The sequence below is a fragment of the Corticicoccus populi genome (assembly GCF_042686195.1).
GTDB lineage: Bacteria > Bacillota > Bacilli > Staphylococcales > Salinicoccaceae > Corticicoccus > Corticicoccus populi.
In genome coordinates this window covers 974,947-999,600 of record NZ_JBHUOQ010000001.1, presented here as the reverse complement: position 1 = coordinate 999,600, position 24,654 = coordinate 974,947, and the positions used below count along the sequence as shown (strand labels likewise).

The window sequence follows — 24,654 nt, the reverse complement described above, 5'->3', positions numbered from 1 at the left end:
AACTGCTGATTTTTTTGTAAAAACAAAAAGTTGAAAACCCTTATGTATCAAGGGTTTTCATGATGAAAAGCAGAGTAAGCGTTTTCATTGTTAGAATATTTAAAAAATAATGAGATGAATATATTGTACATGCAATGAATATTTATTATAATACACTCATTACAGTTTTAAAGACTAGGGGGATGATTATGAAACAAATCAATAAATTAATGGTAGCCAACCGTGGTGAGATTGCGATTCGAATTTTCCGTGCGTGTACGGAACTCGATATCACTACAGTGGCGATTTACAGTAATGAAGATAAAGGTGCACTACATAGATATAAAGCCGATGAAGCGTACCTTGTGGGTGAAGATCTTTCGCCGACTGACAGCTATTTGAATATTGAAGCAATCATAAAAGTGGCAAAAGATGCGGATGTTGATGCCATTCATCCGGGCTACGGCTTTTTAAGTGAAAATAAAGAATTCGCAACACGGTGTCAGGAAGAGGGCATTATTTTTGTCGGCCCTGAAATTCGTCACCTGGAAATGTTCGGTGATAAAGTCCGTGCGCGTGACACTGCGATTAAAACAAATCTGCCGATTATTCCGGGCAGTGACGGTGCGGTCGAATCGTTTGATGAGGTGCAGGAGTTTATTGATAAGCACGGTTATCCGATCATTATTAAAGCTATCTCAGGCGGCGGCGGTAAAGGAATGCGTATCGTCGACGAAGGCGATGACTTAAGAGATGCTTATGACCGCGCGAAAAGTGAGGCAAAGCGTTCATTCGGAAATGATAATGTATACCTCGAAAAATATATTAATGAGCCGAAGCACATTGAAGTACAGATTATCGGTGACAAATACGGTAATATTGTTCACTTGTATGAACGTGACTGTTCTGTACAAAGACGCCACCAGAAGCTCGTGGAAGTGGCGCCTTCTGTCGGTCTGAAAGATGAGCTGCGCCTGGAAATTTGTGAAGCGGCGAAAAGTATGGGTGAGCAGGTCGGTTACTTAAACGCAGGGACAGTTGAATTTTTAGTGGCGGACGGTGAATTTTATTTCATCGAAGTCAATCCGCGTGTACAGGTCGAACATACGATTACCGAAATGGTGACGGGTGTAGACATTGTCAAAACACAGATATTAATCGCAGACGGTGAAGCATTATTTGATGAAAAAATTCATATGCCGAAGCAGGAAGATGTCCAGTTGATGGGGTATGCGGTACAGTGCCGTATTACTACAGAAGATCCATTGAATGACTTTATGCCGGATACAGGTGAAATTATGGCATACCGTTCAAGCGGCGGGTTTGGTGTCAGAACAGATGCCGGAGATGGTTTCCAGGGTGCAGTGATTTCACCTTACTATGATTCACTTCTCGTTAAACTGTCTACACACGGTCTGTCTTATACAGATGCGAATGATAAAATGTCCCGGAGTTTAAAAGAAATGCGTATCCGGGGAATTAAAACCAACCTGCAGTTTTTACTCAATGTGATTGAGAATGAAGACTTCAGAAAAGGTGATTATTCCACTAAATTTATTGATTCAACACCGTCTTTATTTGACTTTGAAAAACCGAAAGACCGGGGAACAAAAACGCTTGAGTACATTTCAACGATTACTGTTAACGGTTTTCCGGGTGTCGATAAACGCGATAAACCGCAGTTTGATAAAGCAAGAGTGCCAAAGTATAAGCCTGAAATTGTCAGCGGAACCAAACAGATTCTGGATGAAAAAGGGGCTCAAGGTTTAAGTCAGTGGCTGAAAGATCAGAAAGAGACGCTGATCACTGATACAACAATGCGTGATGCCCATCAATCACTTTTGACAACACGTGTGCGGACATATGATATGAAAAAGATTGCGCCGTATACAGCACACGATTTAAAAGATGCGTTCTCACTTGAGATGTGGGGCGGTGCGACATTTGATGTGGCTTATAATTTCCTGAAAGAAGATCCATGGAAACGACTTGAAACACTGCGTAAAGAAATTCCGAATGTACTATTCCAGATGCTGCTCCGCGCATCGAATGCAGTCGGGTATAAAAACTATGCAGATAATGTTGTAGAGAAGTTTGTGCAGGAAAGTGCGGAGGCAGGCATTGATGTCTTTAGAATTTTCGATTCTCTGAACTGGCTTGAAGCGATGAAGAAGCCGATTGAGGCAGTACTTAAAACAGGGAAAGTGGCGGAAGCGGCTATCTGTTACACTGGGGACTTCTTAAATCCGGACCGTTCAGACGTCTACACGCTTGAGTATTATAAGAAGATGGCACAGGCACTTGAAGCAGAAGGGGCACATATTCTTGCGATTAAAGATATGGCCGGTCTGTTAAAGCCGCAGGCAGCATATGAACTGATTGGAGAATTAAAATCAACTGTCGACATTCCAATTCACCTGCATACGCATGATACAAGCGGTAATGGTATCATGACTTATGCTAAAGCGATTGAAGCGGGCGTAGATGTTGTGGATACAGCGCTCGGGGCACTGAGCGGCCTGACTTCCCAGCCGAGCGCAAACAGCTTGTATTACGCGCTTGACGGTGTTGACGGCAATATCCGTGCAGATATTAAAGGACTTGAACGACTCAGTCAGTACTGGGAAGATGTCCGTAAATATTATGTTGATTTTGAAAGTGATATTAAGAGCCCGCACACTGAAATTTATGAGCATGAAATGCCGGGCGGTCAGTATTCGAACCTTCTCAGCCAGGCGAAATCTCTCGGCTTAGGCGAACGGTACGGTGAAGTAAAACGGATGTACCAGAAGGTCAACATGCTGTTTGGTGATATTGTGAAAGTAACTCCGTCTTCTAAAGTTGTCGGCGACATGGCATTATTCATGGTTCAGAATGATTTAAATGAGAAGACATTATTTGAAAGAGGAGAACAGCTCGACTTCCCGGATTCAGTCGTCAGCTTCTTTAAAGGCGAGATTGGCAGACCGGTAACAGGGTTCAATGAAGAACTCCAGAATATTGTACTTAAAGGTACTGCACCACTTGAAGTTCGCGCAGGAGAAGTTCTGGAGCCTGTTGATTTCGATGCGCTTAAAGAAGAAGTTGAAACTTTCCAGGAAGGCAAAGTCACGGATAAAGATGTGCTCAGCTATGCATTATATCCAAAAGTATATAAAGACTTTGTGGCAACAAAAGAACGCTTCGGCAATGTTGAAGTATTAGATACACCGACATTCTTGTTTGGAATGCGAAAAAATGAAATCCTTGAGATTGAGATTGATAAAGGAAAAACATTGATTGTAAATCTCCTGTCAGTGGGTCATGTGAATGATGACGGTATGAGATGGATGTACTTCGAACTCAATGGATTCCCTCGTAAAGTGAAGATTCAGGATGAAAATGTTGAATCCAAAGTCGCGAGACTAAAAAAAGCAGATCCAACCAATACAAATCATATTGGTGCACAAATGCCGGGAACTGTCAGTGCTGTTAAGTTCGGTAAAGGCGATTCATTTAAAAAAGGTGAAGTAATTATTATTACTGAAGCGATGAAGATGGAGAGCTCTGTTAAAGCACCATTTGACGGTACTGTATCAGATGTTTATGTTGAAGCAGGAGACAGTGTTGCCTCAAACGATTTGATGATTGAAATCGAAAAGTCAGAATAAAAAGAAACGCGCCGAACGGCGTGTTTCTTTTTGCATTAAATCGTATAGAAAGAACGTTACTTGATCAGTATTTTAAGTGCCGTATCTTAATGACACATAATACACGTCAACTTTTTTAAAAAGATGATGTTAAATAATAAATATCCAAAAAACTGAGAATCCGTATATCAGGGAAAACAATATTAATGAACCCAGATAGATTAACGGTATTTTTAAGGGCTTCTCGTTTTTATTAAAATAAAAGCGCAGCATTACAAACGTGCCGGCAAAGTATCCGGCAGCCATTATGAAAATAACAAAATTTAAAAGAGAAAACAGGAATTCATTCTGCGTAACATTACCAGCAATGAGCAGGATACATGCAATGTAGTATAAAACAAAAACATGAGTAAAAATATTGGTATGATCACTGAATAGTTTCTGGAAACTTGGCGGAGAGTCTGAATATCTGTTTATGATAAATATACCGAATAAATTAATGATGAAAAAGGGGAGAAACCAGAAAGTAACAAAGAAAAGCATCAAATAAATCAACAGTTCTATTCCAGTCGCTTCATTACTGCCCGAACCGGGCTGGTTGATTAAGAATATTATTCTAAGAGTAAAACCGGCAGCCAGGAGAACCGGCAGTATACATAATAAGAGTATATTATATGCCCAGGATATGAAATAGTTTGATTGTATATTCGTATAAGGTTTTATAAATATATTGAGTAAAAACCGGAGGAAAGGGATTCTGGTTTCAGGTGACTTCATAAATCATCAGTCCTTCACTGGATTAGTATCTTTATCAATCTAATATTTATATTATAACGTAAATCATAAACAATATGAGTAATGATTAAAAAGGCAGACCTGATTAATACTAAAAAAGAAATGATATACAATAAGAAGACCCATACAATGATATTTCCACATCACTGTATGGGTCTTCCTGATTGTTGCAATGATTTAAGTTTCTGACACTGTTTATTTAGTATTATTCTTACTTCTTGAGAGGAGCATAATGAAATAACATAATAAACCGAACAGAAGTGTGATAAACAGTGCATGCAGCAGCGCAATAAATATATTCACCATAGTAAATATACTCAGCATGCCTGTAACTGCCTGCATTGCTATAAGAGTGAATGCAATAATCCAGCCGTACTTAATGACTCTGTAGTGGCTGTACTTTCTGATGGCATGAATCATAATGAGAAATACCCAGACAATAGCAATAAATGCAGCCAGACGGTGGCTCATCTGTACCCATTGATAGAAATTAACAGCCCATATACTTTCCGGTCCGCAGTGCGGCCAGCTCATACAGGCAAGTGATGAATCTGTATGTCTTACGAGTGCTCCGGAATATACAACAAAGTAAATATATATAGTTAGAAAGATCGTATTATATCTTAAAAATGGGCCGATCATTAAAATGGTTGCATCATATTTTTTATCAACTTCAAAAATCAGCAGTGTCAAAAGAAATACAGCGGCAAAACAAATGAGCGAGATGCCGAAGTGGGCGGCGAGTACAAAGTCACCTTCCCATATGCCGATGACTGCTGCAGCTCCGATAAGACTTTGAATGATGATAAAACCAAAAGATACTGCAACTAAAAATTTTGTTTCTCTAATATGGGGAATCTGCTTTAGTGCCATGATGCAGAGTAAAGCAAGCAGAATGATAGCAATACCTGAAACGCCTCTGTGGGCGAGTTCAATGATTGTTTCGATAGGCCAGTCGGCAGGGATTAACTGCCCATGGCATAACGGCCAGGAATCACCGCATCCGTCAGCAGAGCCTGTTTTTGTGACCAATGCCCCCCCAATTTGGACAAAGACCATAGCGATTGTGGTCAAGAGGGCCACAATTTTTAAATTTTTATACAACCGTAACACCCCAAAAAAAGTCTTTTCATTCATGAATCTTTATTTTCATAATATATCCGAAACGAATACTGAATGCAATGTTGATTCTTCTGAAATACCCTTAACAATTCTGAAAAATATGGTAAAATCAAGATGTGAAACAACTATATCCAAAGTATAGAGCAGTTTGTCGGTGTCTGCTGATGTCTAAGTGACATATTCTTGAACAATTCTTGAACAATATAAAATGTAACAATTTTGTTGCAGAAAATTATAGTAAATGTGTCTTTTTTAATTTATTATAAGAAGTAATTGTTTTTGTGTATGAAAGGGGGCGTATGGATGCAAAGAGACTTATATACTGAACAGGTACATATTGAAAAAAGAGCTGTTACTTTCAAGGCTGTAAAGACGCTTGTTAAAGATGGAATTATAAAATCAAATCTTATTCCGGCATTTGCAGCAGGATTTTTGGCGGTAATGTATTACCAGTTGTCATTTTTTCAAAATGTACCGGTTCTGTTACTGATGACTGCAGGCACTGCCTTGGTTATCGGCGGTGTAGGTGCGCTTAATAACTTTTACGACAGAGACATTGACAAACTGATGGAATCCAAACAAAACAGACCGAGTATCGATGGCACTTTTAAAGGCAGAGACATATTGTTCATCGGATTCAGCATGCTGATTATTGGTGAGATACTATTATTCTTAATTAATTCGACAGCTGGAACGCTTGGTTTGATTGCAGCATTTGGATATGCAGTAGTATATTCAATTTTTGCCAAAAGACATTTAGTTTCGAACACAGTGATTGGTGCAATCCCGGGTGCAATGCCGCCGTTAATCGGCTGGGCAGTAATAGACCCGAACTTACATTCAATTGCATGGGCGATGTTTATCGTAATGTTCATTTGGCAGATGCCTCATTTTTATGGTCTTGCGATTAAAAGAAGCGAAGAGTATAAAACAGCAGGTATACCAATGCTGCCGTCAGTCAAAGGAAATTTGAGAACTAAAAAATCAATTGTTCTCTGGTTGACACTTCTTTTGTTCACACCAGTATTAATGGTTGAACTTGGAACTTGGTTTGTTGCTTTAGCAGTGATACTGAATGCAGCATGGCTGTTTATCGGATTGAACCAGTTCAAACCAGTTAAAGACTATAACCGCTATGCCGGTCGGGTATTTGTCTTTTCACTTAATTACATTATTATTTTCTTTGTAATGATTATCATTGCCGGCTTATTAGTGAATATATAAAGTAAAGAATGAAAGAGGGGTCTGAAAAGTATGAAAAATCGTTGGATGAGTGCTAAATGGGTCGGTTTAATTTCCTTCCTCATGGTTTTTCTTTCCGGGTGCGGCAAGAATCACCTGAGCACATTGAAACCAGCTGGTGAAGTCGGTCAAGAGCAGTTTAACTTAATGCTTTTGTCTATCGTAATTATGCTGGTCGTAGTAGTAGTAGTAACTTTTATATTTGTTATCGCGGTTGCTAAAAGCCGCAGAAGTGTGAAGGGTGAACATTTTCAGCCTAAAGACGTTGCTTCGAATCACACATTAGAGATTATATGGACATCCATTCCAATTATCTTATTACTTATTTTGGCAGTACCTACTGTATACTTAACATTTAAGCAGGCGGATACAAGTGCTATGGAAAATGATGAAGGCGCGGTAAACCCGAATGTAACAACAGTAAATGTAAGAGCATACCAGTACTGGTGGGAATTTGAGTATCCTAATGAAGAAGTAGTTACTTCCCAGGAGCTCGTTGTACCAACAGACAGAAGAGTTTACTTTAACTTACAGGGTGCAGATGTAAAACACTCATTCTGGGTTCCAGCGGCCGGTGGTAAGCTGGATACGAATATTGACGGTATCAACAGCTTCTACTTAATCTTTGATGATGATAAGGCGGAAGATTCAAATCGTCTGTTCTATGGTAAGTGTGCTGAACTTTGCGGACCGTCCCATGCATTGATGGACTTTAAAGTTAAAGCTCTGCCGGAAGATGAATATGATCAGTGGCTTGCAGACATGAAAAATGTCTCAGACGAAAGTGCTGATGAAGAAGCGGGCGAGGAAGCAGAAGAATCTTCAACTGCTGATGCGGACCAGGGTCAGGAAATCTTCAATAATTCATGTATCGGTTGTCATGCGGTAACACCTACAGGTGCCGGAGCAGTCGGACCAAACTTAACAAACTTTGGAGACCGTGATTTAATTGCCGGCTTTATGGAGCATAATCAAGAAAACTTAGAAGATTGGATTAGAGATCCAGAGAGTCATAAGCCTGGGAACCATATGACAGGACAGTATGATTTAACGGATGAAGAAATTGAAGCCGTGGCATCTTATGTAATGGACCTTACTGTTGAAGAGGGTTCAGGAGATGCTGAAGCGCTTAGAGAATCAAGAAATTCTGACGGTTCTGATGAAGAGGCAGATGAGTCTGCTGATGAAGAAGCATCAGATGAAAGTTCAGAAGATGATGGGGAGGAGAACTAGTATATGGCACAGACTGCGAAAAAACGTAGTGTCGGATCAGTAATATGGGATTACTTAACTACAGTAGACCATAAGAAAATTGCGATACTTTACCTGATTGCTGGTGGTTTCTTCTTTGTTGTCGGTGGTATAGAAGCAATGCTGATCAGAATTCAGCTTGCAGTACCAAACAATGACTTCCTGTCAGCAGGACTGTTTAATGAAGTAATTACTATGCATGGTACAACGATGATTTTCCTTGCTGCTATGCCCCTTTTGTTCGCGTTTATGAACGCAACAGTACCGCTCCAGATTGGTGCACGGGATGTTGCTTTTCCATTCTTAAATGCACTGGGTGTTTGGCTGTTTATCTTCGGTGGTATCTTTCTAAACCTTTCATGGTTTTTAGGCGGTGCCCCGGATGCAGGCTGGACAAGTTATGCATCACTTTCAATTAACTCACCTGGACATGGTATTGACTTCTATGTACTAGGGTTACAGGTTTCTGGTGCCGGTACATTAATTTCCGGTATCAACTTCGTAACAACAATTATTAACATGAGAGCACCTGGTATGACGTACATGAGAATGCCGTTAATGACTTGGACAACTTTAGTTGCTTCAATCTTAATCGTATTTGCATTCCCGCCGCTTACTATTGGTTTATTCTTAATGTTATTTGACCGTATGTTCGGTTCCGGTTTCTTTATCGTCGAAGCTGGAGGGAACACGATTATCTGGGAGCACTTGTTCTGGATCTTCGGTCACCCGGAAGTATACATTCTGATACTTCCAGCGTTCGGTATTTTCTCTGAGATATTCACAACCTTCTCAAGAAAACGTCTGTTTGGATACTCAGCAATGGTATTTGCAACAGTACTCATTGGTTTCTTCGGATTCATGGTTTGGGCTCACCACATGTTTACAGTTGGTCTTGGACCGACAGCAAATGCGATATTTGCTGTAGCAACAATGGCGATTGCAGTACCGACAGGTATTAAAATATTTAACTGGATTGCAACTATATGGGGCGGAAGTATAGAGTTTACGACACCTATGCTATATGCGGTTGCATTTATTCCGTCATTTGTTATGGGTGGTGTCACAGGTGTTATGCAGGCTGCAGCACCGGCTGACTATCAGTACCATGACTCATACTTTATCGTTGCCCATTTCCACTATGTAATTGTCGGCGGTGTAGTATTTGCACTACTTGCAGGACTTCACTATTACTGGCCGTTAATGTTTGCAACTAAGCTGAGTGAGAAACTAGGTAAAGTTACATTCGTATTATTCTTTATCGGATTCCACCTCACATTCTTAATACAGCATTTCTTAGGATTATGGGGTATGCCGAGACGTGTATTCACATATCTCGATGGACAAGGTTACGAAACAGCCAACTTAATCTCTACAATCGGAGCAATGTTTATGGCTGTAGCAGTAATATTCCTTGTTATTAACATTGTGATTACAGTTGCGAAAAATGAAAAAGTCGGAATGGATCCTTGGGGTGACGGACGTACACTTGAGTGGTCACTGCCGCTGCCTGTTCCATATTACAACTTTGCACAAACACCGCTTGTCCGCGGTTTAGATGCATACTGGGTTGAGAAGAAAGATGGCAACGGAAAAATGATTCCGGCAGAACCGCTTGATGATTTCCATATGCCTAATAATTCATTTATCCCATTTGTAATGTCATTCGGCTTGTTTGTTGCAGCATTCGGCGCACTGTACTTTGCTGCAGGTAAAGACTGGGCAATTGATGCTGTATCAAATCTACCTGAAAAGCCATGGGCAGTTTATGTATTGATTATAGGTCTTGTGATTACTGCAGGTTCAATGATTGTCCGTTCATGGAAAGATGATTTAGGGTATTATGTTAAAAAAGAAGAAGTACAAAAAGATTTAGAAGAATTAGAAAGGGGTGCGAAATAATGGCTAACATGGAATACAATGTACCAAGTGAAAGATGGCCGGCTCACCCTGAGAGAGCAACATTGGAAGGTAAAAATAAATTTATCGGCTTCTGGACGTTCTTAGCTGGTGAAACAGTACTTTTCGCATCTCTCTTTGCAACTTATCTTGCATTAAAAGATTCAACACCAAGCGGGCATCTGCATGCTGCAGATTTGTACCACCTGGAACTTGCATTTGTCATGACGATGTTACTTTTAACATCATCATTGACAAGTGTGTACGCGATTTACCACATGAGAAATAATAACTTTAATAAAATGCAGTTATGGCTTGGAATCACAGTGCTTCTCGGCTTAGGATTCCTTGCTCTTGAAATTTATGAGTTCATTGAGTATGTTCATTTAGGTCATACATTTAGATCAAGTGCATTCGGAAGTTCTTTCTACTTCCTGATTGGAACACATGGTTTTCACGTTGTTCTCGGTTTAGTCTGGATTACACTGCTGATAATCCGTAATGCAAAACGGGGATTATCGGTGTATACAGCGGCTAAAGTGAATACAGCAGCACTGTACTGGCACTTTATCGATGTTGTATGGGTATTTATCTTTACAATCGTTTACTTGTTAGGGGTGTTATAATATGGCAGATGTAAAAGTTGAAGCACTCTCAAAAGAGAAACTGGACTACGTTCGTCGTGAACGCACCAGAGAAATGCGTCAGCAGCTGGTTTCATTCGGCTTAATGATTTTCATGACATTTATTGCATTTGGTCTGGCAGCTTACGGTTTCTCAAGTTCATTCATTATACCAATCGTTATTATTCTTGCATTTATGCAGGTAATACTGCAGTTCTATTATTTCATGCACGTGAAAGACAAAGGACATGACTATATGAAATTGATGATGCTCTCTGGATTTTTCTTTGCGTTAACATTCATTGTAGTGTTCATCTATATCGTCTGGATTGGTAAACCAATTTAATGATCAAACATAAAGGGCCGGCACAATAAGTGCCGGTCCTTTGTCTTTTGTCAATATATTGTCACCACACTGGCTTGAGCTGTACTGTGATAAAATTTATACTAGGGATAAGCGAAATTTTAAAGGATGATTATTATGGAAAATCTTTCATCGATATCAATATTCGGCTTTATGGCAAATTGGAGCCCGTTCTTTTTCACATTCATCGCAATTTGTACAGTTGTCTTCTTTTTGATTACTACGAGATGGTATGATGAATTTGAAGGCGGACGTCCGTTAACAAGAAAAGAAGGCAGTATTTTTGTAGTCAATATGATTCTGCTTTATATTACTTATGGATCACCTGTAGATTTATTGAGTCATATACTGTTCAGTTTTCATATGCTTCAAATGGCTGTAGGACTTTTACTTGTAGCACCTTTGTTTTATGCATGTGTCCCGGAATATTTATGGAGATATTTAGTAAATCTGCCTGTCATTAAGCAGTTGTTTTATATTGCAAAGAAACCTTTGGTTGCTTTGATTTTGTTTAATGGTGCGTTTTCTATTTATCATCTGCCTGTGATTATGGATACTTTAAAAATGAATGCAACATTACATACACTGGCATTAGTGACTCTGTTTCTCCTGTCCGTTATTATGTTCTACCCAATTTTTAATAAAGTGGAGCCGAGAGAAAACCATATGGGTGGATTATTCAAACTGCTCTATATATTCGGTATAGGCATGCTGCTTACACCGGCGTGTGCATTAATTATATTCTCTTCAAGTCCGCTGTATGCAACATTTACAGAAGGTGATGCATGGCTTTCTGCAATGGAACTCTGTGTGCCGTCAGGTGTACTTGAAGGGTTGAAGGGCCAGGGGATTATATCCGGTCCGGAGTATTTTACAAATACCTCACCGATTCATGATCAGCAGACCGGCGGTATCATAATGAAAGTACTTCAGGAAGTATTTTTCGGATTCATGCTTGGCTTTATCTTTTACAGATGGTATAGAGATGAGCGTGAGGATGAAGAAGAGACAACAAGACGTTCTTTGGAAAAAGCACGTATGCAGCAGGAACTGCATAAGCAGTTTAGATAAAAGTAGATAGGGGTTATTTAAGTGGATTTACATTTTATTTTACCAACAATAAGTACTTCATTCATTGTACTCAGTGCAATATTTATGGTAGTCGGTATTGTGAAAATAAGACAGCGAAAAGAAGTTGAACATGAAAAATGGATGAAATACGCAGCGGTTGCGGCACTTATCTTTTTCATTATTTATTTGTCGAAAACGATATTCCTCGGGAATACTCAGTTCGGCGGACCTGAGTCTCTTGAAATTTACTATGTTGTTTTCCTGATTGGTCATATTATGCTGTCTACGACAGGCGGCATACTTGGGGGAGTACAGCTTTATACGGGGACTAAAGGTAAAAGATCCCGCCACCGTAAAATCGGCAGAATTGCAGTGCCTGTCTGGTTCCTGACGGCGATTACAGGTGTGATGGTATATGTTTTGTTATACGTCCTTTATCCGGGCGGAGAAACGACTGGATTATTTGATGCAATCTTTCATTGATAAATACAGCCGGAGCACAGAGTGCTCCGGTTTTTTTGTATAATAAAACCCGTTTATCAAGGATAAACGGGCGGGTGATTTATACGAGGGCAGTCAAGTCCTGTGTCACTTTGCGGATTTTATTTACAGCATGATCAACAATACGGTCAGGGAAGTGTTCGTCACTGCCGTACTCGATACCTGTTGGATAATAATGTTTACCCATGTAAGGATCCATTAATTGAAGCGTTGCATTATTTGCACCGACATCACCATCAACCGCATATCCCGGCAGACGCAGATAATAAATTCCTTCCGGTACTTCATATTTAAAATCAAAAGTCATTCGTTCATAGTCCCATGAGCCGCCGAGGACCCAGCCATTTTTATTCATTACATTCTGTAAGATATCTTGAGGTACGACCATCGTTTCAAGACCAGAGTTTTCAAAAACCATGAAATTTCCTCCCTAAGCTTTTATTAGCATTACTATAATTTTAATCTATTCCTACAAGAGTTGCAAATGGAAATTGTCGTCTAGAAGGGAAGAATGAATTGTGATAGACTAGATTCAGAGGTGTTTTTATGACAATTGATAAAGAAATTGAAATACTGGATCAGCTGGATGCCTTAAACGAAAAAATAACTCAGACTGAAGAATATAAGCAATACTGCCATTATAGATTACTTCTTGATAGTGATACGGAAGTGAAAAATCTGATTGATAAATTTTCGAAGCTGAAAATAGACTTTGAAGAGGTGCAGCGTTTTGGTAAGTATCATCCCGATTTTAGTACAAAGCGCCGTGAAATTAATCAATTTAAAAAAGAAATGGATATGAATCCTGTAATCATGGAGTTTAGACGTGCAGAATATAAACTTCAGGAGATGCTGGATGAAGTACTGTACCACATATCCCAAGTCGTCAGTGAGCATGTGAATGTGGTCAGCAATAACCCGTTCTTTGCAAGCGGTGATTCTTTAGGATGTTCAACAGGCGGAAGCTGCGGCTGCAAGGTCGGCTAGAAATATAGATTTAAAATAGAAAAAACGGTTTATAAGTTCTTGGATTGTGAATACAATCCAAGTTTTTTTGTATGAGTTCATAAAAATTTTATTTTTTGTTCATTTTAGTTTTATTTATTGTTTATACCGGTTTTATAATCATCCTTTATTATAAATTTATAACATATAGAGGAGATGTAGAACATATGAACACGAAAAGAAATTTAATCACATTGGCTTTAACCGGCACATTTATGATGGCCGCCTGCGGTACGCTTGAGAATGAGGTTGAAGAAAATCAGGAATCCGTTCAAAATGAAGATACTGAGCAAAATGAAGTGTCAAAAGGTGAGGAGTATACTGATACTTTGACGTCTGTAAACTGGCAGGGTACTAAAGTTTACGATGAGGATGGCAATGATTTAACAGAAGAGAACAGCAACTTTATTGGACTTGCCAAGTACGATGAACAGACAAACAGATATGAGTTTTTTGATAAGGAAACAGGTGAGACCCGTGGAGATGAAGGTGTGTTTTTTGTCAGTAATGACGGCACTAAACGAATTTTAATTTCTGAAACTATGGATTATCAGGCAGTTGTGGATCTAACCGAGCTGAATGATGAGATATTCACTTATAAGCGGATGGGTAAAGATGCTGATGGAAACGAAGTAGAGATTTATGTGGAGCATATACCGTATAATGAGTCTGAACTTGAATTTACAAATGAGAGTCCGGAAATGGTCAGTGAAACAGGTGAAATCATGCAGAATGTTTCCGGAGTGGAGATTTTGGACGGTACTTTGTGGAATGGAACATCAGTGAAAGACAGTGACGGTAATGATGTTACTGAATACAACAGCAATTTTATCAGTATTGCCAAGTTTGATAAGGAAACCAATAAGTATGAATTCTTTGATATAGAGAGCGGTGACAGCCGAAGAGATTTCGGATACTTTGATGTGATTAACGATAATAAAATCCGAGCACATGTTTCTGTCGGAGAAAACAGTTATGGTGCGGTTCTTGAAGTGACTGAATTAAATAATGAACGTTTTACTTATAAACGGATGGGTGAAGATGCTGAAGGTAATGAGATAGAAATTTTTGTCGAACATGAGCCGTATACCGGTGAGTACAATCCGTCATTTGGATTTTAAAACTTGAATTTATAGTACGGGGAGAAGATGGTAATGAGTATAAGAACACGATTTTTAATCACATTTATTGGGAGTTTATTGGTTATCATTTGTTCTATACTTGTCATCATATGGTTCCTTTTATTTTCAATAAACGGACAGATTTCATCACCGGTTCAACTCTATAAATCGGTAACTCAGCAAAAACAAGTGACTTATGCCGAACAGGAGGCATTAGTCACTTTTCGTAATATTGCAAAAGAGAATCCGGATGATTTGATGAATCCTGATTTAAAGGACCAGGTTAATGACTTTGAGGAAAGAGAGGTTGATATAGTTATTAGAAAAGAGAATGATATTTTATATCATTCTCCAAACCTCGTTGTGGAATCATTAATTGCGCATGCCCCGGAATTTGATACTGAAAATATTTATACACAGGGGACAATTGATAATAAGGGGAGTTTATATCGTTATTTGAAGTTTGATTTTAATTTCTCTGATAATGATAATGGCAGTGTAATGATTCTAAAAAAAGAAAACAGCTTTTCAGACTTTGTGCAGAGATGGGCATTGATTATTACGGCATTGATTTTAACAGTGGCAGTTCTGATTATTATTCTGTTTAACCGTTCGTTAAATCAATCGATTATTCTTCCGTTACGTGAGTTGAATAAAAAAGTTCAGCAGTTAAAAGATGGGGAACTGGAAGGAAAGATAGAAATTGTCTCGGGTAAAAAAGGGGAAGTTAACGAACTTGCACGGGAATTTGAAAAGTTACGCGGTGCATTGAATAGAGTCAGTAAAGAAAATAAAGCTTATGAAGAAAATAGAAAAGAACTGTTGTCTAATATTTCGCATGATTTAAAAACACCGGTCACTTCAATCATCGGCTATGTGGAAGGATTAAAAGACGGTGTCGCAGACACACCGGTTAAACAGCAGCAATATTTGAATATTGTCTATAATAAAGCAAGGAATTTAAATTTTTTAATAGATGATTTATTTGTATTCTCCAAATTGGATTTACATAAAATCCCTTTTGAATTTAAAAAAATTGATTTAGTAAAGTTTCTCAGCCACTTTGTGGAAGAATACCAGCTGGACCTTGAGCAGCAGAATGTTAGTCTGGATTTTAAAAATATACGTGTAAAAGAGGCGGATGTATATATAGATATTCAGCAGATACGCCGGGTATTGGATAACATTATACAAAACAGTGTAAAGCACATGAATAAATCAGAAAAGCGTATTATTATTGAGACAGAGAAGAAAATTAATGAAATCAGTGTGACTGTTCATGATAACGGTGCAGGAATGGATTTAGAAAATATAGACGTAATCTTTGACCGGTTTTACCGTGTGGAAAGCTCCAGAAACAGTGATTATGGCGGCAGCGGTCTAGGTCTGGCAATTGCCAGACAGATTATTCTGGAGCACGACGGCAGCATAAGAGCAGAGAGTGTCCGCGGGGAAGGAACGAGTATTACATTTACATTACCTTTAAAGGAGAACAGACAATCATGAAAGAAATTTTATTAGTAGAAGATGATCAGCATATTGCCGAATTACAAAGAGACTATCTGAAATTAAATGATATGACGGTCACCATTGTTTCTGATGGTGTTGAAGGTCTAAATGAAGGTCTTACTGGAAAGTATGACTTAATTATACTGGATATTATGATTCCTTCTATGTCGGGGCTCGAAATCTGTCAGCTTCTGCGTGATAAAATAAACACTCCAATATTGATTGTGTCTGCTAAAAAAGAAGATATTGATAAAATACGTGCACTTGGTTTTGGTGCAGATGATTATATCACGAAACCCTTCAGTCCGAATGAATTGGTTGCCCGCGTGAAATCACATTTAAACCGCTTTGAACGCTTAACAAAAGGAACAGCTCCTGAATTAGATGAAATTCTGGAAGTGAATGACATTCAGCTGTATATCAAATCACATAAAGTTTTTTCTGCCGGCAGAGAAGTTATTTTTACTACAAAAGAATTTGAACTGTTGAAGTTTTTTATGATTAATCCGAATCAGGTGTTTAGTAAAAATGATTTATTTGAACGTGTCTGGGGATTTGATTCGTTGGGGGATACATCTACAGTTGTTGTCCATATCAAGCGGCTGCGTGAAAAAATCGAATTCAATCCTAAACAGCCTTTAATGTTAGAGACAATATGGGGATCCGGATATCGCTTTAATAACTAAAAGCCGGGAAAGGATTTTACAGAAATGAACATTGAAACGACCGGTAAATTTTGTACCCTGTTAAATTTGGTCCTGTTTTTAATATCATGTCAAAACCAGGACAATGACGGCGCCGGCAGAATTGGAGAAAACATTGAAGAAATCAAAATCCATTATGAGAAGCAGATGATTGCAGATAGAGAAGAAAAAAGCCAGAGAGAGGGGGATGACGGCGGGGTGAATTCTATACAGACTTTTGAAGCAGGCAGTTTATTAAAGGCTGTGGAAGCGAATGATGATGCACTTGTACGTTTGATTATGGAGGACACTGATTACGATATAAATGAAGTGAATGAAGACGGTGAAACCCCGTTACTTGTCGCAGTTCATAATAATTTCATTGAAATCAGTGAAATATTGATTGATTTTAATGCGGATATCAATCAGCAGGATAATATATCAGACAGCCCGTATTTATATGCAGGTGCCGAAGGAAAATCAGAAATATTGAAGTATATGCTGGAACATTCACAGCCGGATGAAAAAGTCTTTAATCGATTTGGCGGCAATGCATTGATTCCGGCAGCTGAGAAAGGTCATTTAAAGAACGTAATATATCTCATTGAACACAGCGACAGCGATATTAATCATCAAAATAATTTTGGGTATACCGCATTAATTGAAGCGGTTGCGCTTACTGACGGATCAGAAGTCTATCAGGATATTGCCGGGATACTCCTTCAGAATGGAGCAGACCCTGGTTTAACAGATAATTACGGAAATACTGCCATGGATTATGCGAAACAATTGAACTATGTAGAAATGCAAAGTCTTCTGGAGAAGTATGAGTAAACTGAACTGCTGTTATTTAATATAATCGAAAAAAGAGCCTTCCTGTTTAAAGGAAAGCTCTTTTTGATTAGTATCTTTCATTCATCAGGTAGTAACTGATATCAGGATAATCAGTCACAATAGTATGTGCACCTTTTTGAATGAGTTCATCCATCTGATCCATTTCGTTCACTACCCAGTATCCTGCTGCAATGTTTAAACTCTGCAGGAAGTTGATAAATCCTTGTGAGTAGAGTGTCGGTGTACCCGGCTTAAGCGGCAGCTGGAAAGTATCCGCATTCGGTTTATACATATGCTTAAAGCCTGTGGAATAGGAAAGCACTGCATTTTTAACTTGATTTTCACCTGCACCGAGTGCGATAGTGTCTCCTGAATACAGCTTGAAGCGGCTGATTTGATCATCGAAGAAGCTCGTAACAAGTACGCGGTCTTCTGCACCGAGTTCGGTAATTAATCTGTAAAGTGCGCTTGGTATTAAGCTTCCTTCATACGTTTCAGGCTTATCCTTGATATCGATATTAATCAGCTTATCCGGATACGATTCGATGAGTTCACGAAGAGTGACGATTTTTGCATCCTTATCTCCGCGGTACGGATGATTTCCTTCAACATCTCTAAAGTGATAACCGAAATCCAGTTTTTTCAACTCATCAAGTGTCATATTGCTGACGCGTCCTGCGCCGTTTGATGTGCGGTCCACATAAGCATCGTGGAATACAACAATTTCTTCATCTTTTGTCATGCGGATATCAATTTCAAATCCGTCGACATTGAAGTCGGACGCCTTATCAAATGAAAGTTTAGTGTGCTCGGGACGAATTCCCATTCCGCCGCGGTGCGCTAAAATGTATGGAGAGCGGCGTCTGAAGAATGGTTTGATGCTGCGTACCTGTGTTTCAGAAGTGAGTTTTGTCCCAATCCATAATCCTCCAAACACTGCACCTGCCACACCTGCTGCTGTAAGTACTTTTTTAATACAATTTTTCATGTCAAAATGCCTCCAATTTCAATTCGTTTTTGAAACTTAAACTTTACGTGTTATTATATCTTTATACAAAGAAGATGGGTGGTTCTATTATGCTCAAAAGACGAATAGGTGTATATATTTATTTTAAACAAAATAAATTCATTCGACAATTGAAACGTTACGGGCATCTAATATATGTGAATAAAGATAAGAAGTACTTATTATTATATATATACGATTCCGACGTTTCTCAAACAATAAAAGAGCTGAATAATTTAAAATATGTCACGGATGTAGTGGTTTCGGAATATCAAAACATACGTCGTGAATATGGTACAGAGAATTTTGAAGCAAGAGATTACCGGGTGATTTAGTTTAAGTCAGGGGCGGAAGCAGGTGGTTCAGCCGCAGTACACCGGTGATGTATTGATAAAACTGTTCACGCTCATGAAAATCATCCGGATTTCTGGTAGTAAATTCAATCACTTTAATTTCTTTTTCTGTGCACCAGTTATTTAATAATTGATATTTCTGTCCTTTCCCGGTCTCATCTACATGAATTCCTTTAAATATAGTGTAGACAGCCTGGAAATTGCCTCTGACAGGTTTCATGATGAGAAGAAAGGTTGACGGTGCGTTTTCTGTATGGAGGAACAGTGCACGGTCAATACGTGCATGGTTATATTCTATGAGTGCCTCGATTTCGAATATATCTCCATAGCCCTCTCCCAAGGTGATAAATTTCTGCATATAATCAACTCCTATATTAATTTTAGCTTAATCATGAAAGGAATGGAAGTCAGTGAGAGTAATCAGCGGTAAGTATAAGTCACAAAAAATAAATACACTGAAGTCACAGGATACCCGGCCGACTACAGATCAGGTACGGGAAAATATATTTAATATCCTTAACGAAATTGAGGGTGATGTGCTGGATTTATTTGCGGGAAGCGGTGCGCTTGGCATAGAGGCGGTGAGCCGCGGGGCAGAATACGCGATGTTTATTGACGGTGCGAAGGATTCGGCAGAACAGGTTAAAAAAAATGTGAGTAATATTGAAGAGCCGGTTGAAGTGTTCCGTAATGATTACAGACGGGCGTTAAAGGCAATGTCAAAACGAAATAAGTCATTTGACTTAATATTTATTGACCCGCCGTATCATAAAAAAATAGTGCCTGAAGCACTGAAATTAATAGAGTCATTACATATTTTAAAAGAAAACGGACGCATAGTAGTTGAAACCCATAAAGATGAACATTATAATACACATGGGTTTACCAGTATTAAGGAAACGGTATATGGTACGATAAAGATTAATATTTTGAAATTCGGGGAGTAAAAATATATGGGGAAAACAGCTGTTTGTCCAGGTAGCTTTGATCCAATCACATACGGTCATCTGGATATTATTGAGCGCGCAAGCAAACTGTTTGATACAGTTTATGTTTCTGTGTTAAAAAACTCATCAAAGAAAGGTCTGTTCACACCGGAGGAGCGTGTTGAACTGATTAAAAAAGTAACAGAAGAGTTTGGGAATGTAGAGGTCAGAGATTTTAACGGCTTATTAATAGAGTTTTGCCAGGAAGTACAGGCGGATGCGATTGTAAGAGGTCTGCGTGCGGTAAGCGATTTTGAGTATGAAATGCAGCTCACGAGTATGAACCGGAAACTCGACAGTAATATTGAGACTATCTACATGATGACCAATAACCATTATTCTTTCATATCTTCATCGATAGTAAAGGAAGTGGCGAAATACGGCGGAAAAATTGAGGATGTTGTTCCGCCGCTTGTAGAAGATGCACTTAAAGAAAAGTTTAAGGATCAATAATGACCGGTGTATTAAAATCATTTCTTTCTGAGTGTGATGCGATATTATAAAGATCTGCGGCCGTGATTTCGTCATAGACGAATTCGCGGTTTTCTTTATTTACATTTGTGATGACGCTGGTTGTTTCAGGAAGTGTTTTTAAATATTTGCGGCCCCTGCCGTTCATAGCAAGTACTCTGACATGTTGATTTTCTTCTGTCTTGTACAAATGCATTTTTTCTTTTGTGATATTTATGAGAATATATATCATCAGGCGGTTCAGCCTGGTCCATGTATAACGCTTTGTTTTTATATTCTGAAGAAATTCTCTATATGTCTTTGACTGTCTGATATATGTCTTTAAACGGTTCTCGATGCCCTCAGTCATCATGTAAATCTGTCTCAGCTCTGTTTCGCTTTTATGGGTAATCAGCAGTTTTAGGGAATCGAAGAAATTTTCGTTGGTAATGAGAACTGAACGGCTCAGGATGTCGACAAATGCTCCGGGCATATATTTTCTGGGTGATGTAAAATCGTGTTTTAACAGACTTTCGCGGAGACTTGTCGCACTTGAAAACAATGTGCCGGATAATGTGGTGTCATTGTAGTCGTTGCCGATTCTTTTAATGGTGGACGGTTTAATATTCAACTTCAGCCGGTCAATTGCTTTGATATATGAAAGGCCGAGAATGTTATTAGACCCCGAAATAATATCAGACTGTGTCAATTCTGCGAGTGCTCTCGGGTGACTGTAGCCTTTTCTGATTAATTGCTGGAATTCCGGTGCAGACTGTAAGGATTGGTTTTGCCTGTATAATGCCTGGAGTGATGAAATATCTCCTGACTCACTGCCGAAGACAATTTCATCGACATTCAAAAGCCCGGCAGTATGTACACCGCCGAGTGCAAAATCATCTGCGTAGCTGACTGCATTTAAAAGCGGCAGTTCAACCACTAAATCCACATATTTTACAGCTTCTTTTGCACGTACGAATTTATCAATCAGACTGGCTTCACCGCGCTGGGTAAAGTTTCCGCTCATTATTGCGATTGTAAGGTCTGCCTGTGTCATTTTCTGCGCTTCTCTGATATGATAAATATGGCCGTTATGGAATGGATTGTATTCTGTAATTAAGCCGATAACTTTCATCATGTCACACCTTTCTTTAAAGATATTGTAACAGATAATCTGTTAAGAAATTAACTTGACATGAGAACCGTAAAAATGTAGAATATTCTTTGTGCTCATAAGAGGTGAAGCTATATGAGATGGTCGATATCACAACTTAAGAAATTTAAAAATCAATCTCTCAATATTGATGAGACGGTAATACTTCCAGATCTTACAGACAGAAAAGATATCTTGTCTATTGATGAAGTGAGAGTTACAGGTCAAATATCTGTTCATCCATTCCGTATGGATGTGAACTTGAATATTTCAACAGCCGTCAATATGCTTGATAGCAGAACTTCGGAAAATATTCAGTTCCCGCTTCAAATTGACTCATATGAAATCTTTGATGAAACAGTTGAGGAAGATGATGATGTGGATGAAAATGTACATCCGCTGGATCATACATTGGACATAGAGCCGGTGGTCAGGGAATTAATCATTGTCAACATACCTCAAGTGTATTCTGAAAGTGATGAGCCGCCGAAGAATGGTAAGAACTGGGAAGTCATCGATGCTTCAGAGTTTAACAGTGAAGAAGATGACAAAGTAGATCCGAGACTCGAGAAATTAAAAGCATTACTAAACAGTGATGAAGAGAAGGAGGAGTAAACAATGGCAGTACCTAAGAGAAGAACATCCAAAACTCGTAAAAATAAGCGCCGTACGCATATCAAACTTGCAGTACCTGGTATGGTAGAATGCTCTAACTGCGGAGAAATGAAATTATCTCACCGCGTATGTAAAGAGTGTGGAAGCTACAAAGGCGAAGAAGTTGTAGCAAAATAATTTTTAACGATAGATAATAAAAAGGATGAGTCCCGGACTCATCCTTTTTATTAGTTTAAACTATATCCTTCCGGATACCAGATTAAAGCATTATCTGCAAGATCGCGTTCAACATCATATTTCAAACCTTCAAAGCCCTGCTTGATGAAGAAATCTCTTGAGTTCTGACGTGTCACTGCTTTAATAGGCATATCCATTTCTTTAGCATAGTTAATTAAAGCCTGACCGTAGCCTTTGCCCTGATATTTTTCAAGAACTTCCAGCTTCCAGATAACCATATAGTCATGGGGCGGGTCGAAGATAGGCTTCTGTTCATCTTCTTTTTTGTACAGGCACATACGTGCAGCAAGTGTTTCGCCGACATAAATGCCGTAAAAAGGTGAATCAATATCTGAATCAATCATGTTACCTTCAAGCTCTTCAATCATTTGAAGCTCTTGATTTCCGTATTCGCGGAATTTTTTAAAATCTTCAGCAGTCTTATAGTTGATTGCTAATTTTTTAATTTCTGGCATAATCAATCTCTCCTTTAAAATCATTATAGATTTTATTTTGAAACGATTCAATTGTTTTATATATGAATAGTATTTATAATTTTAGTTAAATAAATAAAGAGAAGGAGTTTCTATATGGAAATCGAATGTATGGATTTTTCTAAGGATGAATTTTCCAGGAAATTTCAAAATAAAGATAAAGAACTCATGCGTTTTTATCAAGGACTCGACTTTGATAAAGAAAGTATAGATAAAGTGATAAAAAGAAAGCCGCACAGTCATACTGAGGCGCTCGCCGACATTATTTCAGAAGATATGTCCAGATACGGCCTTTCGGATGCACAGACGGAAAACCTCTCGAAATTAAAATCCGGAAACAGAGTAGTTATTGCCGGTCAGCAGGCCGGACTTTTTATGAGTCCGAGCTATATCATGCATAAAATTATTTCTATTCTGTCGGTGACTAAGAATATTAAAGAAAAATTTAATTATGACGCGGTGCCGGTGTTCTGGTCTGCCGGAGAAGACCACGATTTCGAGGAAATTAACCACACATTCATATACAGTAAAAATCACCGGCGCAGAAGAAAAATTTCCTATAAGCCGAACCTCAATGTACCCATGAGTATCGGTTTTTACGAGTATGATAAAAAAGCAATGCATGGAACGCTTGAAAAAGTGGTGACGGAACTCGGCGACAGTGTGTATTTAAAAGAACTCAAACAACGTGTCGCAGAATTAATTGATGCGCATACATATTGGACAGAACTGTTTCATGCATTGGTTCATGATGAATTCAAAGATGACGGCCTGTTAATATTTAATGCACATCTGCCGGCAGTGAGAAAACTTGAACAGCCGTTGTTTAAAAAGCTGCTCATTAATCACGGACAGGTGGATCAGGCGTTCAGGGAGGGGCAGAGAGTATTTTGTGACAAACTTAATATTCCTCCGACAATTCAGACTGAAACGAATGTTCATCTATTTTCCGATTCATCGGCGGAACGTCATTTGATGACTGAAAAAGACGGCGTGTATCAACTTCTTAATGAAGAAGCGACAGAGTCTGAACTTCTAAATAAAATTGATGAAAATCCTTCTGAATTCAGTAATAATGTGGTGACAAGACCTCTGATGCAGGAAATGATGTTTAATACACTGGTGTTTCTCGGCGGCGGCGCTGAGGTCAAGTACTGGGGTGAAATCCATCGTGTATTTGAAGTGATGGATGTTCCAATGCCGATTGTCATGAAGCGGATGGAATTTGTTCATATTTCCGAGCGTATTCAAAAATTGATGGACAGTCACGGTTTATCATTTTCAAACAGGTTGATAGAAGACGCTGCTTTACTTAAAGAAAAGATGGTGGATGATGAAATTTCTGAATCATTTATCCAGACAGTTGAAAATATGAAAAAAGAAACAGAAAAAATGTATCATCAGCTCCGTGAGGTGAATGATAAACCATATATGGAGGCACTGATAAACGCAAATCTTGAAGTTCAGCGCAAACAGATGGACTATTTGGAAAGACGTTATCAGGTGGAAGCGAGAAGAAAGCACCGTACACATTTAAATGACATTGACGAAATCACAGAATGCCTGTTTCCGGACGGTGCACTGCAGGAAAGAAAGTATCATCCATGGCAGTATACGGATTATTTTAACGGCCTGACTTCTTTATCTTATACACCGGATTTAATTTTGTTAAAAAAATAAAAATAAAGTATTTTTGACATCTTCCAAACAATTGGAGGATGTTTTTTTTGTGTGCAGAAAATAAAATCAATGAATT

General features: G+C 38.7%; 25 protein-coding genes. 19 read left to right on the top strand and 6 right to left on the bottom strand.

What is annotated here, in order from left to right:
* The first annotated feature begins 188 nt into the window (after nucleotides 1-188).
* Nucleotides 189-3,629 (top strand): pyruvate carboxylase, encoded by a 3,441-nt coding sequence (locus ACFSX4_RS05165; RefSeq protein ID WP_377772229.1) that lies wholly within the window; start codon nucleotides 189-191, stop codon nucleotides 3,627-3,629.
* Nucleotides 3,630-4,598: 969 nt separating this feature from the next.
* Here ACFSX4_RS05165 and ACFSX4_RS05160 read toward each other — a convergent pair.
* Nucleotides 4,599-5,540, bottom strand: coding sequence for a COX15/CtaA family protein (locus ACFSX4_RS05160; protein ID WP_377772227.1), 942 nt, complete (start codon nucleotides 5,538-5,540; stop codon nucleotides 4,599-4,601).
* Between the two features lie 288 nt (nucleotides 5,541-5,828).
* Between ACFSX4_RS05160 and cyoE the strand changes: the two genes are divergently transcribed.
* The 7 genes from cyoE to ACFSX4_RS05125 all read left to right on the top strand — a co-directional run bounded on the left by cyoE (nucleotide 5,829) and on the right by ACFSX4_RS05125 (nucleotide 12,458).
* Nucleotides 5,829-6,749, top strand: a complete 921-nt coding sequence (gene cyoE / locus ACFSX4_RS05155; RefSeq protein WP_377772225.1) for a heme o synthase — start codon at nucleotides 5,829-5,831, stop codon at nucleotides 6,747-6,749.
* Nucleotides 6,750-6,779: 30 nt separating this feature from the next.
* Entirely contained in the window at nucleotides 6,780-8,000 is a 1,221-nt protein-coding gene (coxB, locus tag ACFSX4_RS05150) for a cytochrome c oxidase subunit II (RefSeq protein WP_377772222.1), read from the top strand.
* 3 nt (nucleotides 8,001-8,003) lie between these two features.
* Entirely contained in the window at nucleotides 8,004-9,920 is a 1,917-nt protein-coding gene (locus ACFSX4_RS05145) for a cytochrome c oxidase subunit I (protein WP_377772220.1), read from the top strand.
* Nucleotides 9,920-10,543 (top strand): cytochrome (ubi)quinol oxidase subunit III, encoded by a 624-nt coding sequence (locus ACFSX4_RS05140; RefSeq protein WP_377772218.1) that lies wholly within the window; start codon nucleotides 9,920-9,922, stop codon nucleotides 10,541-10,543. Before ACFSX4_RS05145 ends, ACFSX4_RS05140 begins: the two co-directional genes overlap by 1 nt.
* Before the next feature lies 1 nt (nucleotide 10,544).
* Entirely contained in the window at nucleotides 10,545-10,886 is a 342-nt protein-coding gene (locus ACFSX4_RS05135) for a cytochrome C oxidase subunit IV family protein (protein WP_377772216.1), read from the top strand.
* Nucleotides 10,887-11,021: 135 nt separating this feature from the next.
* Nucleotides 11,022-11,975 (top strand): cytochrome c oxidase assembly factor CtaG, encoded by a 954-nt coding sequence (ctaG, locus tag ACFSX4_RS05130; protein ID WP_377772214.1) that lies wholly within the window; start codon nucleotides 11,022-11,024, stop codon nucleotides 11,973-11,975.
* 21 nt (nucleotides 11,976-11,996) lie between these two features.
* On the top strand, nucleotides 11,997-12,458 hold the full coding sequence (locus ACFSX4_RS05125; RefSeq protein ID WP_377772212.1) for a DUF420 domain-containing protein: 462 nt from the start codon (nucleotides 11,997-11,999) through the stop codon (nucleotides 12,456-12,458).
* A gap of 79 nt (nucleotides 12,459-12,537) precedes the next feature.
* Here the strand turns inward: ACFSX4_RS05125 and ACFSX4_RS05120 are convergent, their stop codons facing one another.
* Nucleotides 12,538-12,894, bottom strand: a complete 357-nt coding sequence (locus ACFSX4_RS05120) for a YugN family protein (protein WP_377772210.1) — start codon at nucleotides 12,892-12,894, stop codon at nucleotides 12,538-12,540.
* A 128-nt stretch (nucleotides 12,895-13,022) separates the two neighbouring features.
* Here ACFSX4_RS05120 and ACFSX4_RS05115 point away from each other — a divergent pair, with 128 nt between their 5' ends.
* The 5 genes from ACFSX4_RS05115 to ACFSX4_RS05095 all read left to right on the top strand — a co-directional run bounded on the left by ACFSX4_RS05115 (nucleotide 13,023) and on the right by ACFSX4_RS05095 (nucleotide 17,628).
* Nucleotides 13,023-13,463, top strand: a complete 441-nt coding sequence (locus tag ACFSX4_RS05115) for a YlbF family regulator (RefSeq protein WP_377772208.1) — start codon at nucleotides 13,023-13,025, stop codon at nucleotides 13,461-13,463.
* Between the two features lie 185 nt (nucleotides 13,464-13,648).
* The gene (locus ACFSX4_RS05110; protein ID WP_377772206.1) at nucleotides 13,649-14,602 is read left to right on the top strand and encodes a DUF4822 domain-containing protein; all 954 of its coding nucleotides are present in this window, start codon (nucleotides 13,649-13,651) and stop codon (nucleotides 14,600-14,602) included.
* Nucleotides 14,603-14,635: 33 nt separating this feature from the next.
* Nucleotides 14,636-16,108, top strand: a complete 1,473-nt coding sequence (locus tag ACFSX4_RS05105) for a sensor histidine kinase (protein ID WP_377772204.1) — start codon at nucleotides 14,636-14,638, stop codon at nucleotides 16,106-16,108.
* On the top strand, nucleotides 16,105-16,797 hold the full coding sequence (locus tag ACFSX4_RS05100; protein ID WP_377772202.1) for a response regulator transcription factor: 693 nt from the start codon (nucleotides 16,105-16,107) through the stop codon (nucleotides 16,795-16,797). The genes ACFSX4_RS05105 and ACFSX4_RS05100 overlap by 4 nt, the downstream gene beginning before the upstream one ends.
* A 24-nt stretch (nucleotides 16,798-16,821) precedes the next feature.
* Nucleotides 16,822-17,628: an ankyrin repeat domain-containing protein gene (locus ACFSX4_RS05095; RefSeq protein ID WP_377772200.1), complete on the top strand. Its 807-nt coding sequence runs from the start codon at nucleotides 16,822-16,824 to the stop codon at nucleotides 17,626-17,628.
* Between the two features lie 67 nt (nucleotides 17,629-17,695).
* On the opposite strand, the gene ACFSX4_RS05090 is transcribed toward ACFSX4_RS05095, so the two are convergent.
* Nucleotides 17,696-18,616, bottom strand: a complete 921-nt coding sequence (locus ACFSX4_RS05090) for a glycerophosphodiester phosphodiesterase (protein ID WP_377772198.1) — start codon at nucleotides 18,614-18,616, stop codon at nucleotides 17,696-17,698.
* Between the two features lie 89 nt (nucleotides 18,617-18,705).
* Between ACFSX4_RS05090 and ACFSX4_RS05085 the strand changes: the two genes are divergently transcribed.
* Complete coding sequence (locus tag ACFSX4_RS05085) at nucleotides 18,706-18,969, top strand: DUF2129 domain-containing protein (protein WP_377772196.1); 264 nt, start codon at nucleotides 18,706-18,708, stop codon at nucleotides 18,967-18,969.
* Nucleotide 18,970: 1 nt separating this feature from the next.
* On the opposite strand, the gene ACFSX4_RS05080 is transcribed toward ACFSX4_RS05085, so the two are convergent.
* A complete protein-coding gene (locus ACFSX4_RS05080) occupies nucleotides 18,971-19,345 on the bottom strand; it encodes a DUF7147 family protein (RefSeq protein ID WP_377772194.1) in 375 nt (124 codons plus the stop codon).
* Between the two features lie 52 nt (nucleotides 19,346-19,397).
* Between ACFSX4_RS05080 and rsmD the strand changes: the two genes are divergently transcribed.
* Entirely contained in the window at nucleotides 19,398-19,934 is a 537-nt protein-coding gene (gene rsmD, locus ACFSX4_RS05075; RefSeq protein ID WP_377772192.1) for a 16S rRNA (guanine(966)-N(2))-methyltransferase RsmD, read from the top strand.
* A gap of 6 nt (nucleotides 19,935-19,940) precedes the next feature.
* Entirely contained in the window at nucleotides 19,941-20,426 is a 486-nt protein-coding gene (gene coaD, locus ACFSX4_RS05070; RefSeq protein WP_377772190.1) for a pantetheine-phosphate adenylyltransferase, read from the top strand.
* Here coaD and ACFSX4_RS05065 read toward each other — a convergent pair.
* The gene (locus ACFSX4_RS05065) at nucleotides 20,413-21,555 is read right to left on the bottom strand and encodes a nucleotidyltransferase (RefSeq protein WP_377772188.1); all 1,143 of its coding nucleotides are present in this window, start codon (nucleotides 21,553-21,555) and stop codon (nucleotides 20,413-20,415) included. The two genes, coaD and ACFSX4_RS05065, sit on opposite strands and share 14 nt — an antisense overlap.
* Before the next feature lie 114 nt (nucleotides 21,556-21,669).
* Between ACFSX4_RS05065 and ACFSX4_RS05060 the strand changes: the two genes are divergently transcribed.
* On the top strand, nucleotides 21,670-22,188 hold the full coding sequence (locus tag ACFSX4_RS05060; RefSeq protein WP_377772186.1) for a YceD family protein: 519 nt from the start codon (nucleotides 21,670-21,672) through the stop codon (nucleotides 22,186-22,188).
* A 3-nt stretch (nucleotides 22,189-22,191) separates the two neighbouring features.
* The gene (gene rpmF / locus ACFSX4_RS05055; RefSeq protein ID WP_377772184.1) at nucleotides 22,192-22,365 is read left to right on the top strand and encodes a 50S ribosomal protein L32; all 174 of its coding nucleotides are present in this window, start codon (nucleotides 22,192-22,194) and stop codon (nucleotides 22,363-22,365) included.
* Between the two features lie 50 nt (nucleotides 22,366-22,415).
* Here the strand turns inward: rpmF and ACFSX4_RS05050 are convergent, their stop codons facing one another.
* Complete coding sequence (locus tag ACFSX4_RS05050; RefSeq protein WP_377772182.1) at nucleotides 22,416-22,880, bottom strand: N-acetyltransferase; 465 nt, start codon at nucleotides 22,878-22,880, stop codon at nucleotides 22,416-22,418.
* Between the two features lie 114 nt (nucleotides 22,881-22,994).
* Between ACFSX4_RS05050 and bshC the strand changes: the two genes are divergently transcribed.
* Nucleotides 22,995-24,578 (top strand): bacillithiol biosynthesis cysteine-adding enzyme BshC, encoded by a 1,584-nt coding sequence (gene bshC, locus ACFSX4_RS05045; RefSeq protein ID WP_377772180.1) that lies wholly within the window; start codon nucleotides 22,995-22,997, stop codon nucleotides 24,576-24,578.
* The last annotated feature ends 76 nt before the right edge of the window (nucleotides 24,579-24,654 follow it).

What these genes read in the sequence shown, in the direction of transcription:
- ACFSX4_RS05110 (WP_377772206.1), top strand. Translation starts at nt 13,649, where the DNA reads ATGAACACGAAAAGAAATTTAATCACATTGGCTTTAACCGGCACATTT.
- ACFSX4_RS05140 (WP_377772218.1), top strand. Translation starts at nt 9,920, where the DNA reads ATGGCTAACATGGAATACAATGTACCAAGTGAAAGATGGCCGGCTCAC.
- ACFSX4_RS05060 (WP_377772186.1), top strand. Translation starts at nt 21,670, where the DNA reads ATGAGATGGTCGATATCACAACTTAAGAAATTTAAAAATCAATCTCTC.
- ACFSX4_RS05095 (WP_377772200.1), top strand. Translation starts at nt 16,822, where the DNA reads ATGAACATTGAAACGACCGGTAAATTTTGTACCCTGTTAAATTTGGTC.
- ACFSX4_RS05100 (WP_377772202.1), top strand. Translation starts at nt 16,105, where the DNA reads ATGAAAGAAATTTTATTAGTAGAAGATGATCAGCATATTGCCGAATTA.
- ACFSX4_RS05165 (WP_377772229.1), top strand. Translation starts at nt 189, where the DNA reads ATGAAACAAATCAATAAATTAATGGTAGCCAACCGTGGTGAGATTGCG.
- ACFSX4_RS05120 (WP_377772210.1), bottom strand. Translation starts at nt 12,894, where the DNA reads ATGGTTTTTGAAAACTCTGGTCTTGAAACGATGGTCGTACCTCAAGAT.
- coaD (WP_377772190.1), top strand. Translation starts at nt 19,941, where the DNA reads ATGGGGAAAACAGCTGTTTGTCCAGGTAGCTTTGATCCAATCACATAC.
- ctaG (WP_377772214.1), top strand. Translation starts at nt 11,022, where the DNA reads ATGGAAAATCTTTCATCGATATCAATATTCGGCTTTATGGCAAATTGG.
- ACFSX4_RS05145 (WP_377772220.1), top strand. Translation starts at nt 8,004, where the DNA reads ATGGCACAGACTGCGAAAAAACGTAGTGTCGGATCAGTAATATGGGAT.
- ACFSX4_RS05135 (WP_377772216.1), top strand. Translation starts at nt 10,545, where the DNA reads ATGGCAGATGTAAAAGTTGAAGCACTCTCAAAAGAGAAACTGGACTAC.
- cyoE (WP_377772225.1), top strand. Translation starts at nt 5,829, where the DNA reads ATGCAAAGAGACTTATATACTGAACAGGTACATATTGAAAAAAGAGCT.
- ACFSX4_RS05080 (WP_377772194.1), bottom strand. Translation starts at nt 19,345, where the DNA reads ATGCAGAAATTTATCACCTTGGGAGAGGGCTATGGAGATATATTCGAA.
- coxB (WP_377772222.1), top strand. Translation starts at nt 6,780, where the DNA reads ATGAAAAATCGTTGGATGAGTGCTAAATGGGTCGGTTTAATTTCCTTC.
- rpmF (WP_377772184.1), top strand. Translation starts at nt 22,192, where the DNA reads ATGGCAGTACCTAAGAGAAGAACATCCAAAACTCGTAAAAATAAGCGC.
- ACFSX4_RS05160 (WP_377772227.1), bottom strand. Translation starts at nt 5,540, where the DNA reads ATGAATGAAAAGACTTTTTTTGGGGTGTTACGGTTGTATAAAAATTTA.
- ACFSX4_RS05090 (WP_377772198.1), bottom strand. Translation starts at nt 18,616, where the DNA reads ATGAAAAATTGTATTAAAAAAGTACTTACAGCAGCAGGTGTGGCAGGT.
- ACFSX4_RS05105 (WP_377772204.1), top strand. Translation starts at nt 14,636, where the DNA reads ATGAGTATAAGAACACGATTTTTAATCACATTTATTGGGAGTTTATTG.
- ACFSX4_RS05115 (WP_377772208.1), top strand. Translation starts at nt 13,023, where the DNA reads ATGACAATTGATAAAGAAATTGAAATACTGGATCAGCTGGATGCCTTA.
- ACFSX4_RS05085 (WP_377772196.1), top strand. Translation starts at nt 18,706, where the DNA reads ATGCTCAAAAGACGAATAGGTGTATATATTTATTTTAAACAAAATAAA.
- bshC (WP_377772180.1), top strand. Translation starts at nt 22,995, where the DNA reads ATGGAAATCGAATGTATGGATTTTTCTAAGGATGAATTTTCCAGGAAA.
- ACFSX4_RS05065 (WP_377772188.1), bottom strand. Translation starts at nt 21,555, where the DNA reads ATGAAAGTTATCGGCTTAATTACAGAATACAATCCATTCCATAACGGC.
- ACFSX4_RS05050 (WP_377772182.1), bottom strand. Translation starts at nt 22,880, where the DNA reads ATGCCAGAAATTAAAAAATTAGCAATCAACTATAAGACTGCTGAAGAT.